Below are 14,213 nucleotides of genomic sequence, written 5' to 3'. Positions count from 1 at the left end.
GTTTTCCCTAAAACAAGCCAAAAACGAAGGCGGTCTTATTTAGTGGGGATCTCAATGGTGACCGTGGTGCCCTCTGTGCCCGAAGAGTCAATGGTTAAATGGCCTTGCAGCAGATGAACCCGGCTCTTGAGTGTTTTCAAGCCCATGCCTTTTGCGTTGCTATCCTTTATTTGCTGGGTAGTCATGCCTTTGCCATTGTCCTCTACCCGTATGCGCACTTTTCTGCCCTGGTCTACCACTTGCACCAGTGCTTCGGTGGCTTGCGCGTGTTTCATGATATTGTTCAGGAGTTCCTGCACAAACCTGAAGATGTGCGTCTCAAGGGCATAGTCTGTAGGCGCGTCAAAGCCAGTGACAATGCATTGAATGGACAACGATCTTGAGGTAAGCCGGGTAGCCAGGTCCTTGAGGGCAGACTTAAGGCCCAAGTCCTGCAGCGCCCTGGGTATAAGCTCATGGGCCAGAGTACGGGTTTCTTTGATGGCGTCCTCTAAAAAACCAGAGACCCTTGATAGAGGCTTAAGGAAGGTGGAGCCGTCAGATACTTCGGTCTGTAGTTCTTCCAGGTTGAGTTTGGCGGCATATAGCAGCTGGGCCAGGCTGTTGTGGAGGGCCTCGGCAATGCGCTTGCGCTCCTCATTCTGGGTGGCCAGGACAGCCTCCATTACGGCTTTCTGTTGGGACAGCTCAAACTGGGTTTCTGCCTTCTGTTTCGCTTTTTGGGCAGTCACATCCCATACCACGCCCAAGACGCCCGCTACCTCTTTGTTGGGTCCAAAGAGCGGTGCCAGGTTTACCTCAAAGGACTTGTCCTGCGGAAGGAAGGGCAGGTGCCGCATGGTCACCAATGAGCCTTTTAAGACGCGTTTTAAATTCTGCTTAAGGCCTGACTGTTTCCCTTTGGCCAGAAAAGACTGGGCCGACTTGCCTAGCACCTTAGCCTTAGGGTAACCGGTAATCTCTTCCATCGCCTTGTTCCAGGCCGTCACGTTCAAGTCTTTATCAAAGGCTACTATGCCATTGATGTGCGTCTCCAGAAGGTTTTCAGAGAATTCCTTTTCCATGACCAGCTTCTCCTGCGTCTCATGTACGTTTGTGATGTCTATGCCAAACGCAATGCCCAGTTGCTTTTCCTTATCCAGGAATCCAAAGTTTTGAAAATAGACTTCTTTGCCTTGATGTGTAAATGAAGCGGTAAAGGTTTTCACCTGGCCGTCCAGTATATCCTGTATGTTGGCTTTAAGGTGAGGGAAGACCTCATAAAGGCTCTTCCCCTTTAAGGCATTGTCCTCTATGCCCACGGCGCGCAGGCCGGCTCCTCTAATCTCCTGGTAGTTTCCTTGCAGATCTAGGACCGCCAGTACCAGGGGCAGGTGTTGCAACAGCTGGTCCAGCACCATGTTGCGGTGAAGGACTTCGGCTTCGGCGGTTTTCTGTTCAGTCACATCCAGGCAGAAGCCTATGCCGTCCTTGGTTTCTGGGTCATAGACGAAGTAGTTTTGCTTATATACTTTCTGGCCGTTCACCTCAGACTCGCCTAAAAAAATGTCTGAGTTGCCCGCCAGCACAGAGGCGATGTTGGGAACAATGCTGGGGTTGACGTCTGTAATAAACTTGCCTTCCAGCTCATGGTCCTGGTAGCCTAGCCGCTGCAAGCCAGAACCCATGGATTCTAAAATGCAACCCTTTGCGTCAATGCGCCAGATGATGATGGGCAAACTTTCCAGAATGGCACTGATGGTCTTGTGCATCTGGCGTAGTTTCTGCTCTGCGCGCAGTTTTTCAGTGAGGTCCTGGGCGGTGCCCACCAGTTGAATGGGAATGCCATTGGCTCCGCGCTTGAACACCGTCTCCCTAAAGTGGATGCTTCGCCAGTCGCCTTGCTTGTCTTTAATGCGCACCATGTATTCCAAAAACTGCCCATCTGGCACTTCTTTATACCGGTTATGTCTGCCAAACAACAGGTGTGCGTCTTCTTGATGATAGAGGGTGTCCAGCAACTGGCGCGGGTGGCCGGTGATGTCCTGGTCTGTGTAGCCCAGAAAATGCAGGAAATTGCGGTTGTTGTAGACGTTGCGGCCCAGCTGTAAATCTTCTACATAAAGAAAATCTGGCATGGCCTCTGCCATCTTCTTGACCAGAAGTTGGCTTTCCTGCAATCGTTCATTGGCTATGCGCTGCTGGGTGACGTCCTCAGAGGTGAGCACCAGGCCATCCTCCAGTTTCACGGCCACGCAGTTAATCCAGCGGTCTTGCTTTTGCCAGGGCAGGTGGGCCGCAAACGTGGTGGGCTGTTCTCTTTCTACTACCTCTACCAGTCTGGAGAAGACCGGCTCTGCCATGAGGCCGGGCAAAACCTCAGAAAGGCGTTTTTTGCCTAATTGTTGCTGGGTGTAATCCAGAAAGACCTCTGCCGTTCTGTTGAGCAACACCCATTCAAAGTCTATGAGTTGGCCTTGGGCATTGCGCACGGCTTTTAATACCTGAATGGCGTTGAGCGAGTTGTTGATGACGGCAGACAGCAGAGTCTCTTTGTTAAACAGTTCTTGGTGCGCTTCCTTGCGTTCGGTCACGTCTACAAATGCCAGGCGGCATTGGTCCGTGTCATTGGGGCGCCGCAACAACAGGCCTTCTACCTGGGCATAAAAGGTACGGGTGTTGCCTGCCAATAACTGCAGTTCAATGGTCTGGGGCTTGTCTGATAGCAGCACGTTCCGGAAGAAGCCATAATAGGCGTCCAAGCTGTCTGGGTGGATGAACTGACTAAAGCGGCGGGCTACCAACCGGTCTCTGGTAGCTTCCAGCAACTGATTGCCTTTGGCATTTACCTCTTCAATGATGCCGTGTTCATCCAGGGTCACGTACCCAAAGGGGGCATGGTGGTAGAGGTCCTGGTATTTGCGGGTGGCGGCTTCTAGTTCTTGCGTGGCCAGGTGCATCTGATGGTTCTGCATTTCTAGCTCTACCTGGTGTATCTGCAGTTCCTGTATGAGCTGGCGCACCTCATGCGGAGACATGTTTTGGACATCTTCCTCGCTTACAGGTTTCTGAAGTTTCTCGGCCTCTTGCCGAAGCAGGGAGAAGTTCTGCGTCATGCTCATAGGTGTTTTTCTCTCTTTACTCATGTTACCTGCGTTCAGAACCTGTAAAAGCGGGGAGACCGCCTCCTTTGCCTTTATTTCTCAAAGACCTCCATGGCCAGAAGAATCTTGAACGGTTTGCTTTCTGTTTGCTCTACCCGGCGCGAGTTTAAAATCATTCTACGGTACCCCAGCACCGGAAACTCATGCTCTATTACCTCGTTCTTGATTTCCTGGTGTTCTTGTATCACTTTGGCCATCAACCGCCGCAAGGCCGGAATATCCCACTGGCCATTGCCCAGATGGAACAGCAGTTGCCCTGTCAGCTGCTCTGGTATTAACTGGAACGTGTCCATGAAGGCATTGCTGGCGCACTCCACGCGCAGGTCTCCATCCAGGACCAGGAGCGGTTGTTGAATGATGTCAATGATGTTGGCGGCATACTGGCTGGTAGCGGCTACGCTGGCCTCCAGGTTTTTAAAGCTGGTGATGTTGGTAAACGTGACCACGGCGCCGTCAATGAAGTTGTCCAGGGTGCGGTAGGGCAGAATGCGCATGGAGAACCAGTTCTGTTCATCTACGGTTTGCAGATGCACCTCTTTACTACGCAGGCGCTCCAAGACTTCTTGCACGTCTTCTGCTATGTGCTTGTATTTAAGGTTAGAGACAATGTGTGTGATGGAGCGGCCAATGTCTGCCCGTATCAAATTGAATACCTTGGTGGCCTGCGGCGTGAAGTTTTTGACGTTGAGTGCATTGTCCAGGAAGATGGTGGCCACCTCTGTGCTGTCCAGGAGGTTGCGCATGTCATTGTTTGAGTTGGTAAGCTCTTCTGCCTTGGTCTGGAACTGCAGGTTGATGGTCATGAGCTCTTCATTGAGAGACTGCATCTCTTCTTTGTTGGTCATGGCCTCCTCATTGGTGCTCTGCAACTCCTCATTGGCGCTCTGCAGTTCTTCATTGGTAGACTTGAGTTCTTCCAGAGAGGAGTTCATTTCTTCTATGACCGTTTGCAGGCGTTGTTTGGTGTACAGCAAGTCTTTTTCCAGCTCCTGTATGCGCGCATCCTTGGCAGAGGCTTCTTCTGGACTGTCTTTGCGGTTTTTGCGCACCTTGGGGGCGGGCTTGTCTTCCAAGACCACCATGAGCATGCCCGTGAGCGCGTCTGGCTCCTGGAGCGGCGTCACCGTCAGGTTAATGTACTTGGGGCCGGCATCTGTCTTTACCTGTACATCCTCGGTGCGCACAGACTCATTGAGCACGCAGGCTCTGGTGACCAGATTGTCCAGTTCAAAATGGAGGCCTTCGCGCGCCATGTCAAAGATGTTGAGGGTGGCTTGGCCCTGGGCAGGCTCTAAGTACCGCCCGGTGCGCCCGTGTACATAAAAAATATCCCCTTTGGGGTTGATGATGACGGTGGGCGGGGCAAACTGCTGTAAGAGAACGCGCTGGATGACACCGTTCATGTTAGATTCTTTCTTCACGGCAATAGGCGGTTCTGGTTGCGTTTTAATGGTTTCAAAGGAGTTGAAGGTGAACGGGAATTCTACCAGCCGCGCGAGTGGGATGTTGTTGTCTGAGCGGCGTGAGATTTTCCATTTGGTGTCCAGGGTGTTGAACATGTCTGGGAAGCCAGACAAAGTCTCAGACGAACCCAAAAACAACAGCCCGTTTGGTTTTAAGGAGTAATGGAACACCGGGAACAGCTTCTTTTGCAAATCTGCGGAGAGATAGATGAGCAGGTTGCGGCAGGTGAGCATGTCCAGCTTGGTGAAAGGCGCATCGCGGTTTACGTTGTGCACGGCAAACACCACCATTTCGCGCAGTTCTTTCTTGACGTGGTAGTAGCCGTCCATCTTGTTGAAGAACCGCCTCAGGCGCTCTGGGCTCACGTCTGCCACAATGTTCTCCAGGTAGCAGGCATCACGGGCCTTCTCAATGGCGTCTGGGTCAATGTCGGTGGCAAAAATCTGGGTTTTTAAGTGCAGGTTGAGCTTGTCCATGGTTTCCTGCAGCAGCATGGCAACAGAATAAGCCTCTTCACCGGTAGAGCAGCCGGCCACCCACACCCGCACCGTGTCACCCTCCTGCTTGTCCTGAAGCAGTTCTGGCAGGTATTTGTCCTGCAGAAGAGAAAAGGCCTCTGCGTCTCTGAAGAACTTGGTCACGCCAATCAACAACTCTTTAAACAGGAGCTCCACCTCCTGAGGGTGTTCCCGTAAAAAGTGCACGTACTCAGAGAACTGGACTATCTGGTGGCTGTTCATGCGCCGCTCTATGCGCCTGAAGATGGTATTGCGTTTGTATAGTGAGAAGTCATGGCCCGTCTTGTTGCGGATGAGCGAGAAGATTTTCTGCAGCATCTGGGTGGACTTGTGCGCTTCCTCCACATACTTGCCTTTGATAGGCGGCATCTGGGCGTAGGAGAGAAGCTTTTCGGGCATATCCTCTACCCGTAACACATGGTCAACAAACTCGGTCTTAATGGCGTTGCGGGGCATGCTGTCAAAGCGGGCGGTATTGGGGTCTTGCACCATCACCATCCCAAAGTTCTCCATGATCATCTTAACGCCCACCGCCCCGTCTGAGCCCATGCCGGAGAAGATGATGCCAATGGCGTGCTCGCGGCGGTTCATGGCCAGGCTCTCAAAGAAGAAGTCTATGGGCATGCGTTGGCCGTTGGGCTGGGCGGGCTGGTGTAGCTGAAAGACGTTTTTCTCTAGTGAGGTCTCTTTGTTGGAGGGTACTACATAGACATGGTCTGCCTCAATAGTCAAGCCATCCGTAACCTCTACTACGGGCATGGAGGTATAGCGCTGGATGATTTCGGTCATCAGGCCTTTTTGGGTAGGGTCCAGGTGCGGCACCACCACAAAGGCCATGCCTGTACTAGTACCCACATGCTGGAAGAATTGTTCAAACCCCTCTAAAGAACCCGCAGAACCGCCCAAGCCCACCACCTGAAAAGTGTTATGGTGCTTGTCTGCCGGGCGGCTTTCTTCGGGGCTTTTGGCAGAGGCCCCTTTTCTAGAAAAATCCTCTGTAATGGCAGGTTGTTCTATCTCTTCTCTCTCCATTGAATTGGTGTACGTAGCAGGCAGGCATGGGTCTTGCGCCGGGGCGTCAGAAAAGCAGGAGAGGACCTGTCTTAAACCACACACCAAGCCTGTGTTTTTGAATCCTACAAGGTACAAATTACCCCTCACACTCCACTAAAAAGAGGTCGTTCCAAACAAGAATACGGATTAATACGGAGGCCCGGGCCGTGATTTGGTCCTACAGGGGCAGGCGGTTAATTGCCTTCCTTGCATTACCTCTTGGTACCCATTGCTCGTATGAACAGGACAAGCCACCACCGCCACAAGATGAAATTTTTGCACCATGATATCATTGTCATTGGCACCTCTGCCGGCGGTATGAGCGTGCTCACCAGCCTGCTGTCCCAGTTGCCTGCCAACCTGCCTGCGTCCATTTTCATAGTCCAGCACCTGGCCAGAGAATCCAACTCCCAGATTCTGGTGGAGCGCTTAAGTAAATGCACGCCGTTGCAGTGCCAGGTGGCCCAGCATGAGCAGGCCATAGAGCACGGTAATGTGTATTTTGTGCCCCAAGACAACCACCTGCTGCTGCAAAAGGGAAGGATGCTGGTGACCAAAGGGCCTAGGGAAAACCTGTTCAGGCCCGCCATTGATCCCTTGTTCAGGTCTGCCGCCGCAGCCTATGACAGCAGGGTCATTGGCATTGTGCTCACCGGCATGTTGCAGGACGGCACCGTGGGCATGGAGATGATCAAGCGCAGCGGTGGCATCACCATGGTGCAAAGCCCCGCAGAGGCAGAATACCCAGACATGCCCCAGAGCGTGCTGGACATGATGGAGGTGGACTATGTGGTGAAAGTGGCAGAGATGGGCGAGCTGTTGAAGGAACTGGTGTATGTGCCGGCTTCCTCACAAGAAGTCATTCCCGAAGACATTGCCTATGAAGCCCAGATAGCCGAACGCCTCATGCTGGACTCGGGGGGAATAACAGACACAGAACTGATGGGACCCCGCTCGGCTTTTTCCTGCCCAGACTGCGGCGGCGCCTTATGGGAGGTAAGCACCGGGCATGTAAAGCACTACCGGTGCCACGTGGGGCACGCCTTCACGCAAGATTCTTTCCTGAATGCCAATGTAGAAGCACTGGAAGAGACACTTTGGATTGCCATGCGCATGCTAGAGGAGCGCCGCACCATGCTCCAAGCCATGGCTCAACAAGACCGGCGCAGAGGCCACCACTACTGGTCAGAAAGCCAACAGGAGCGGGCAGACGAGCTCAAACTGCACATAGCCCGCATCCGGCAGCTGCTTTTGGCCAACGCCAATTCTAAATACCATAAGAAAGACGGGCAGGAAGAAGAACGCGCCTAGCCATTTTTGGCCTGTTTTCCGGAAAACAGGCCAAAAACCACTCAGTCAAACTAAGTGGGTGCCCCTGGTTGAAATTGAGGGCAGGCGCTTAGTTTGATAAGTCTATTTAGATTTACGATTGCTGGGCTTGGTTGGCCAGAGCAATCTCTGGATGGCGGGTGGCATACCGACGCAAGAGCAGGTACCCGGTTAAGCCAGAGATAAAGGAGGCCACCAGAATTGAGAACTTGGCTTCTGTCTGGAACTCTGGGTTGCTAAAGGACAGCAAGGCCACAAAGATGGACATGGTAAAGCCAATGCCCGCCAGAAAACTCAAGGCCAGCACCTGCGTCCAGGTGACACCTTTTGGTAAATCACTAATGCCAAGTTTTACAGAAAGCCAGGATAGAGCAAAGATGCCAACCGGCTTACCCAAGAAGAGACCCAGAATAATGCCCAGGCCTAGTGAGCTGTACAAGCCGTCTACCATGTTTAGCTCTAAGGCTATGTTGGTGTTGGCCAGCGCAAAAATGGGCATGATGAGAAAGTTGACGGGCTTGGTGAGCGCATGTTCCAATTTCTCCAGCGGCGACTCTTCTTTGCCCGGCGTAGTAGGCAGGGTAAAGGCCGTAAGTACGCCGGCAATGGTGGCGTGCACGCCTGAGTGGTGAATGAAATACCACATGAACACGCCCGGCACCAGATAGAAGATGATGCTTTTTACGCCCAGCTTGTTAAAGGCAAACAGCAAGGCAAACACCCCCGCCGCATACAGTAGGTAAGTCAATTGCATCTCTTTGGAATAGAAAATAGCAATGACCAGAATGGCACCCAAATCATCAACAATGGCCAGGGCCGTCAAAAATACCTTGAGCGTGAGCGGTACGCGTCTGCCCAGCAAGGACAAGATGCCAATGGCGAAGGCAATGTCTGTGGCCATGGGAATGCCCCAGCCGCTGGCCGTATCCGTGCCTTGGTTTAAGAGACCGTAAATGGCTGCCGGTATTAACATGCCACCCACCGCCGCAAACACCGGGAAGGATGCCTTTTTCAAAGAAGAAAGCTCTCCCTCCACCAGTTCACGCTTAATCTCAAGACCTACCAGCAAAAAGAATATGGCCATGAGGCCGTCATTGATCCAGAGCAGCACTGAGTAGCGCAGGTCTAAACCAGATGATGCATAGCCAATCTCGGTAGCCAGAAGCGCCTCCAGCTCATCTCCCAACGGCGAGTTGGCGATGACCAAAGAAACAACTAAACAAACCATCAAGATGATGCCGCCAGCAGAGGCTGACCTGAAGAAATCGCGGTAGGGTCTTAAGTTAACTTGAAACATAGGCAAATACAGAATGCTTGTGTGGCTTTTATCAAAACGATATAAAGCCCGGATAAGATACTTACGGTAAACTTAGCAATTCTAACCTTAATAGAAGTGGCCAGCCCCTGTTTGAGATGTATTCGTTTTTGGCCCGTTTTCTGGAAATCAGGGCAAAAACGAACCATTAGTTTTATGAATTTTTAAAGAAAGTCAGGCTTGTGAGAAACACGTAAACGGGCCTGAAACGCATTAAATAGGGTTTTTTGAATTTAAATTATCCGTATAAATACTATTTTTAAGCAACATCCTGATTTCTGTTTCGTTTTAGACTAGGCAAATATAAGTTGAGCCTCCCCCGTATGAGAGAAGAAGATATCGTGCTGAAAGCTATATACAGGTTAGTGAAGGGAGATCCGTCACCGGTTCATTTACCCTTGTCACCAGACACCATCAGTGTCATGTCTGGCGTACCCCTGGAGCGGGTAATAGCCTGTTGCAAAGTATTGGAGTGCCATGGGTACCTGACCAGTTGCAACATGGCTAGTTTTACCAGTTACTATATTACCAAAGCCGCCATTGCTGAGCTTAAGAATGGTCCGGTAAAACTTGGCATGTACCATGTGCTCCCCAGCTCTTACAAGAGAGCGTAACGCATCCTGTTCCTATCCAAAATAAAACTATGAACCAGAGCCCTTCCCTTAAACCGGAAGGGTTTTCTGTTTTTGACCTGTTTTCCAGGAAACAGCCCAAAAACGCGGTTGCCTCTATTGGTTGCAACCGCTGGACAGTATACTAGAAGAGGCCCTAAGCCAAGAGGCAGACTGGTTAGAACATGTATGGCATTACCACCAGCCGTTTACCTGCCCGCCTTTATAGAAAACATAGGTGAAAAACATGAGCACCGAAGAGACCGCATAGCCATGGGCTAAAACCAGGTAAAGTATCTTTTTGCCTTCTGCCATCTCTTGCAGTTTTCTCAGCACCGCTTCATAATTGGTGACTCTAAAATACCGCACATACAGCGCCGGCATTAGCACCAAGACATATAGCGCCGTGCTGTATAAAGCTGCCGCATAAATAAAGTTTTCTCCCCATCTACTGGTATAGTATGGCTCAAACACAAATACCAGCAACAACAGGTTAAACAAGAAAAGGGCACCCATCATAACGGCACCGATCGCCTTAAAAGAATCTGCTTCTCTTGACTTGTAAAAGTCACAGGAAATGAGGTAGACGCAGTCAAGCAGAGTGAGCATGGGCTGGGGTAAGTGACCGGCGATTACGGTTTCTGTCTAAAGAAGAGGAAAAAAGTCAGGTTGGGTTTATGGCTGAGGTTTAGCCTTCAAAGGCCACCATCTCTGCCCATAGCGTGTCAAACTCTATTAAGTAAGGCTTTACCAGTTGCGGGTCTGAGGAGACCAGCACGTTCTCATGGTTGTAGAGCGCGGCGCTTCTGGTCCAGTTGTAACTGCCCGTGAGCACGTGCTTCTGGTCAATGACCGCATATTTATGGTGCATGTGGTTGGGCGTATTGTCTACTCTAATCTCAATCCCCGCCATGGCCAGCTCCCTGATGTCTGAGCCCTTGTCAAACAGCTTCTCATTGTCCGTGAGCAGTTCTACGGCAATGCCTCTCTGGTAGGCCTGCAAAATAGCCCGGGTAATGCGGTCATCAGAAATGGTGAACACGCAGATTTTCAAGGAGGCGTTGGCCGCCAGAATAAAAGAGATGATGGCGTTCAGGCACTCTTCACCGGGACTGAAATAGACGCCGTTCTTTATTTTAGTAGAAGAGGGAGAGAAGAAGGAGTTCAGAGACATGGCGTAGGCCTAAAGGCTGATAAGTTGAAAAGTGAAGATAAGAGTTGAAGTGGGATTTAAGTGCAACTCCAACTCGTTTTTGGCCTCTTTTCCAGGAAACAGGCCAAAAACGGAAAGAGAGATGAGTTTCTTTTACTTTGCCTGCTCTGCTTTCTTTTGCAGTTGCAGTTCCTGTACCTGGTGCTCCAGCTTGGCTAAACGTGTTTCTATAGGAGTGGGTAAAGTTAAGCGAGTACTATACACGCCCTGCACCTGCCAAAGCTCTTTCACGTCTCCCATGGGTACCAACGCAACCTCGTACGCTGGATTATCCGCCTTTAAAAACAGCTCGTTATGGTGGCTCAGCCCCTGGTAGCGCCGGGTCACGATTTGGGTGGCCGTCACCACCACGTACACGGCTTGCGGTTGTAAAAGATGCGCATTCAAGGGCACAGAGGCCGCGTATAGAACATCACCTTCTAAAATGCCTTGCTGCTGGTATTCCATCTCTAGACCGGTATGCTCAAACGCTCTATGAAGCGTCTGCACCTGGCTAGGTAACTGAATAACGGGCAGGGATTGGAGAAACGTGGCGTCCTGTCCCTGTGAAAGATAGGCGGGCAAAGCTTGGGCCGTCACTAACACGGTAGAGGAAGCAGAGATTGATGGCTCTGCTACTTTTTTGAGCAGTTGGCTTTGGGGTAGATCTCGCTTGAAGATGTCAAACCCATACAAGTCATTGATGGTGAGTTCCTTTGTGATCATTAAGTCCAGGCTCACCCCAAAATGCCGGGCAATCTGTACCAGCGTCTCAATCTTAGGTTCAGAGCGGCCTTCTTCATAGGCACCCACGCTAGGGCGCGCCAGATCAAAGAGTTGCGCGAAACCGGCCTGGCTCAAATTCTTGACCGTCCTAATTTTCTTTATGTTCTTCCCGATGCACGACATAAAAAATATTTTTAAAAATAAACCTGCTACAATTTTGAGCGTATCTATTTTTTGTAGTATAATTGCCCTACAAACAGGGACAATATAGGGAGTATAATTGAAAATGCTGCTACATATATGAGCAATGCCCCAAAATTTAAGAAACTAGCCACTTTTAGGAGATTGAATAGAGAAGTATAACCATTGTCAGGATTTTGAGCAGAAAAGGAAACAAGGAAAAAGGAGCACAGACCAGCCAGAGAAAAGTTGTTAAAAGTGTAGATTGCAGTAGGGGAATGCCCCAAATAGAAAAACATGAGTGTAAAATAAGTAGTGTATACACTCAAGCTTTTCATCACCTTCATTTTGGTGACAGTGGTGAAGGCAGCCCTGGGGTTTGACTATCATGTTTTTAAAGAAGGCATTATCACGGGTAAGTTTCTGGTAGACTTACTTATCTGGGGCTTCATCTATTACCTGGTGCATTTTTTATTTCAAAAGATATACAATCTAAGGCCTGCTACCTATTCAGAAACAGAGCAATAGCATAAAGACATACTATGGAAAACAACTACTTCCTGAAAGTGAAAGATTACCTGCTGGAACTGGACTTCCAGATTAAGCTGGAAGACTCCAGAGACTGCGTGTTTGTGGTAGACAAGGAAAGCTTGGGCATCACCAACCTGGTTATTGGCTGTACAGACCCGCTCCTTATTATGGAGCAGTACCTGATGGACCTGCCCCAGCTGACCGTGGAAATCTGCCAAAGCCTGCTCCAGAAAAACCGGGACATCATTCATGGCGCCTTCGTGCTGGATGAGACCGGGCAGAAGCTCATCTTCAGGGACACCCTGCAAATGGCCCGATTGGACCTTCATGAGATTGAGGCCTCCCTCAACTCGCTTGCGCTTTTACTGAGCGAATACTCAGACCAACTCATTCAATTCTCAAAAAACTAAAGACCACGCACATGAATATTTTAAAACGCATCTTTAAGATAGGCCAGGCCGAGGCCCACTCAGCGGTAGACCAACTGGAGAACCCCATCAAGTTAACCGAGCAGGGCATCCGGGACATGAAAGAAGACCTGGACAAAAGCCTGAGAGGCCTAGCCGAGGTTAAGTCCATGGCCATCCGGTCGCGCAACGACGTGGAAACCTACCGCGCCAAGGCGCAGGATTATGAAAACAAGGCGGTACAACTCTTGCAACGGGCCCACAAAGGCGAATTAAGCTCTGCAGACGCGGATCGTCTGGCCGGCGAGGCGCTGGTGAAGAAAGAAGAGAACACGGCGTTGGCCGCTTCTGCGCAAGAAGACCAGGCTAAGTTTGAGAAATCTGTGGCCCAGATGGACACCAACATTAAGACGCTTAGGTCTACCATCAGCAAATGGGAGAATGAACTGCGCGTGTTAAAGTCCAGGGTGACCGTGAGCAACGCCACCAAGACCATCAACAAGCAACTGGCGCAGATAGACTCATCTGGTACGGTAGCCCTGCTGGAGCGCATGAAGGAGAAAGTGGCGGTAGAAGAAGCCTTGGCCGAGTCGTATGGAGAGATTGCCAACGAGAGCCGTTCCATTGACCAGGAGATTGAGAAGGCGCTGGAAAGCAGTTCGGCGCAGAAGTCTGCCAAAGAAGTAGAGGCTCTTAAAGCCAAGCTAGGCTTTGCCACGCCGTCAGAACCGCAGTCCACCACTGCCACGCCAGCAGAATAAGGAGCGTTTTTGGGCTGTTTTCCAGAAAACAGCCCAAAAACGACCACCAACCCTAAACTCATTCCTCTTAACTTTTAACTCTAGAAACGGTGGGCAAACTTGGGTTTATGTTTTTCGCGGCCATGGGCATTTGGCTGTTGACCACTCCCGCAGAAATGCAAATGATGGCCAAGGTACCGCCGGTGCAAATAGAAAAAGGAGCATGCTGACTAACCTTTGGCGTTCTGCTGATATAAAGGTAGACGCAAGGGGCAGAACGCGTTGTGAGGGCAGGCGGCAGGAATTATTTCTGTCCGTCGGCTTCAAATGCCAGAAGAATCAAAGGAGAATGTGTAGATTTATAGGAGAGATTCCACCCGCGTATGATTGAACTTTTACAAGCCTCTTTTTCCAGCGCAAACGCCTTTGCCTCTGGCTTGCTTCTTTTTGTCCTTATCTATTGGGTCATTGTGATTGTAGGCCTGCTGGACATTAGCTCTCTGGACATTGACTTAGACGCGGACGCTGACGGAATTGCCTCCATTGCCTGGTTGAACTCGGCTCTGGCCTTCTTTAACCTGGGCCGCCTGCCGCTCATGTTTTTTCTGTCATTCTTCGCGCTGCCGTTTTGGGCCTTGAGCGTGGGCGTGAACCATACCTTGGGCACACAGGACAGCTGGTTGGGAGTATTGCTACTATTTCCCATTGGGTTTGTGTGCTTGTTTCTGGCTAAGTTGCTTACCTGGCCTTTCGTGAAGTTGTTCACGGTCATGGAAACCGAGGAAGCGCCCAAAATGAACGTGATTGGCCAACTGTGCACCATTCTATTACCTGCCAATGAAGACCAGGTAGGGCAGGCCTCGGTCAAAACCAAAGGCTCGCCGCTGTTGCTCAACGTCAAAACTACCCAAGGCCATCTTGCCAAGAAAGGCGAAACCGCCTTGGTCATAGATTACCTCCCCGAAAACCAACTGTATTTAATAGAACCTTTTGAATCCCTTTAA

The 14,213-nt window shown here is 50.6% G+C and carries 12 protein-coding genes; 6 read left to right on the top strand and 6 right to left on the bottom strand.

All coding sequences use genetic code 11. The annotated features are described in order from the left end of the window. Nucleotides 1–35 precede the first annotated feature (35 nt). Both ABD880_RS07410 and ABD880_RS07405 read right to left on the bottom strand, forming a co-directional pair. Entirely contained in the window at nt 36–3,125 is a 3,090-nt protein-coding gene (locus ABD880_RS07410) for a PAS domain-containing sensor histidine kinase (protein WP_345164229.1), read from the bottom strand. Between the two features lie 50 nt (nt 3,126–3,175). Continuing rightward, nucleotides 3,176–6,157, bottom strand: a complete 2,982-nt coding sequence (locus tag ABD880_RS07405; protein WP_345164227.1) for a CheR family methyltransferase — start codon at nt 6,155–6,157, stop codon at nt 3,176–3,178. 288 nt (nt 6,158–6,445) lie between these two features. On the opposite strand from ABD880_RS07405, the gene ABD880_RS07400 reads away from it, so the two are divergent. Then, nucleotides 6,446–7,489 (top strand): chemotaxis protein CheB, encoded by a 1,044-nt coding sequence (locus ABD880_RS07400; protein ID WP_345164225.1) that lies wholly within the window; start codon nt 6,446–6,448, stop codon nt 7,487–7,489. A gap of 112 nt (nt 7,490–7,601) precedes the next feature. On the opposite strand, the gene nhaA is transcribed toward ABD880_RS07400, so the two are convergent. Next, nucleotides 7,602–8,804 carry a Na+/H+ antiporter NhaA gene (gene nhaA, locus ABD880_RS07395; RefSeq protein ID WP_345164223.1) on the bottom strand — a complete coding sequence of 401 codons (1,203 nt, stop codon included), beginning with the start codon at nt 8,802–8,804 and terminating at the stop codon, nt 7,602–7,604. Between the two features lie 341 nt (nt 8,805–9,145). Here nhaA and ABD880_RS07390 point away from each other — a divergent pair, with 341 nt between their 5' ends. Continuing rightward, on the top strand, nt 9,146–9,436 hold the full coding sequence (locus ABD880_RS07390) for a hypothetical protein (RefSeq protein ID WP_345164221.1): 291 nt from the start codon (nt 9,146–9,148) through the stop codon (nt 9,434–9,436). A 192-nt stretch (nt 9,437–9,628) separates the two neighbouring features. Here the strand turns inward: ABD880_RS07390 and ABD880_RS07385 are convergent, their stop codons facing one another. The 3 genes from ABD880_RS07385 to ABD880_RS07375 all read right to left on the bottom strand — a co-directional run bounded on the left by ABD880_RS07385 (nt 9,629) and on the right by ABD880_RS07375 (nt 11,534). Beyond that, a complete protein-coding gene (locus ABD880_RS07385; RefSeq protein ID WP_345164219.1) occupies nt 9,629–10,042 on the bottom strand; it encodes a hypothetical protein in 414 nt (137 codons plus the stop codon). A 79-nt stretch (nt 10,043–10,121) separates the two neighbouring features. Then, nucleotides 10,122–10,607 carry a phospholipase D-like domain-containing protein gene (locus ABD880_RS07380; RefSeq protein ID WP_345164217.1) on the bottom strand — a complete coding sequence of 162 codons (486 nt, stop codon included), beginning with the start codon at nt 10,605–10,607 and terminating at the stop codon, nt 10,122–10,124. A gap of 132 nt (nt 10,608–10,739) precedes the next feature. Next, entirely contained in the window at nt 10,740–11,534 is a 795-nt protein-coding gene (locus ABD880_RS07375; protein ID WP_345164215.1) for a helix-turn-helix domain-containing protein, read from the bottom strand. A gap of 312 nt (nt 11,535–11,846) precedes the next feature. Between ABD880_RS07375 and ABD880_RS07370 the strand changes: the two genes are divergently transcribed. The 4 genes from ABD880_RS07370 to ABD880_RS07355 all read left to right on the top strand — a co-directional run bounded on the left by ABD880_RS07370 (nt 11,847) and on the right by ABD880_RS07355 (nt 14,213). After that, nucleotides 11,847–12,059, top strand: coding sequence for a hypothetical protein (locus tag ABD880_RS07370; RefSeq protein ID WP_345164213.1), 213 nt, complete (start codon nt 11,847–11,849; stop codon nt 12,057–12,059). A 14-nt stretch (nt 12,060–12,073) separates the two neighbouring features. Beyond that, a complete protein-coding gene (locus ABD880_RS07365; RefSeq protein ID WP_345164211.1) occupies nt 12,074–12,472 on the top strand; it encodes a YbjN domain-containing protein in 399 nt (132 codons plus the stop codon). A gap of 11 nt (nt 12,473–12,483) precedes the next feature. After that, complete coding sequence (locus ABD880_RS07360; RefSeq protein ID WP_345164209.1) at nt 12,484–13,230, top strand: PspA/IM30 family protein; 747 nt, start codon at nt 12,484–12,486, stop codon at nt 13,228–13,230. A 362-nt stretch (nt 13,231–13,592) separates the two neighbouring features. Beyond that, nucleotides 13,593–14,213, top strand: coding sequence for a hypothetical protein (locus ABD880_RS07355; RefSeq protein ID WP_345164207.1), 621 nt, complete (start codon nt 13,593–13,595; stop codon nt 14,211–14,213).

The organism is Nibribacter koreensis (assembly GCF_039541795.1).
GTDB lineage: Bacteria > Bacteroidota > Bacteroidia > Cytophagales > Hymenobacteraceae > Nibribacter > Nibribacter koreensis.
This window is presented reverse-complemented; position numbering and strand designations above follow the sequence as displayed.

What these genes read in the sequence shown, in the direction of transcription:
- ABD880_RS07410 (WP_345164229.1), bottom strand. Translation starts at nt 3,125, where the DNA reads ATGAGTAAAGAGAGAAAAACACCTATGAGCATGACGCAGAACTTCTCC.
- ABD880_RS07405 (WP_345164227.1), bottom strand. Translation starts at nt 6,157, where the DNA reads ATGGAGAGAGAAGAGATAGAACAACCTGCCATTACAGAGGATTTTTCT.
- ABD880_RS07400 (WP_345164225.1), top strand. Translation starts at nt 6,446, where the DNA reads ATGAAATTTTTGCACCATGATATCATTGTCATTGGCACCTCTGCCGGC.
- nhaA (WP_345164223.1), bottom strand. Translation starts at nt 8,804, where the DNA reads ATGTTTCAAGTTAACTTAAGACCCTACCGCGATTTCTTCAGGTCAGCC.
- ABD880_RS07390 (WP_345164221.1), top strand. Translation starts at nt 9,146, where the DNA reads ATGAGAGAAGAAGATATCGTGCTGAAAGCTATATACAGGTTAGTGAAG.
- ABD880_RS07385 (WP_345164219.1), bottom strand. Translation starts at nt 10,042, where the DNA reads ATGCTCACTCTGCTTGACTGCGTCTACCTCATTTCCTGTGACTTTTAC.
- ABD880_RS07380 (WP_345164217.1), bottom strand. Translation starts at nt 10,607, where the DNA reads ATGTCTCTGAACTCCTTCTTCTCTCCCTCTTCTACTAAAATAAAGAAC.
- ABD880_RS07375 (WP_345164215.1), bottom strand. Translation starts at nt 11,534, where the DNA reads ATGTCGTGCATCGGGAAGAACATAAAGAAAATTAGGACGGTCAAGAAT.
- ABD880_RS07365 (WP_345164211.1), top strand. Translation starts at nt 12,074, where the DNA reads ATGGAAAACAACTACTTCCTGAAAGTGAAAGATTACCTGCTGGAACTG.
- ABD880_RS07360 (WP_345164209.1), top strand. Translation starts at nt 12,484, where the DNA reads ATGAATATTTTAAAACGCATCTTTAAGATAGGCCAGGCCGAGGCCCAC.
- ABD880_RS07355 (WP_345164207.1), top strand. Translation starts at nt 13,593, where the DNA reads ATGATTGAACTTTTACAAGCCTCTTTTTCCAGCGCAAACGCCTTTGCC.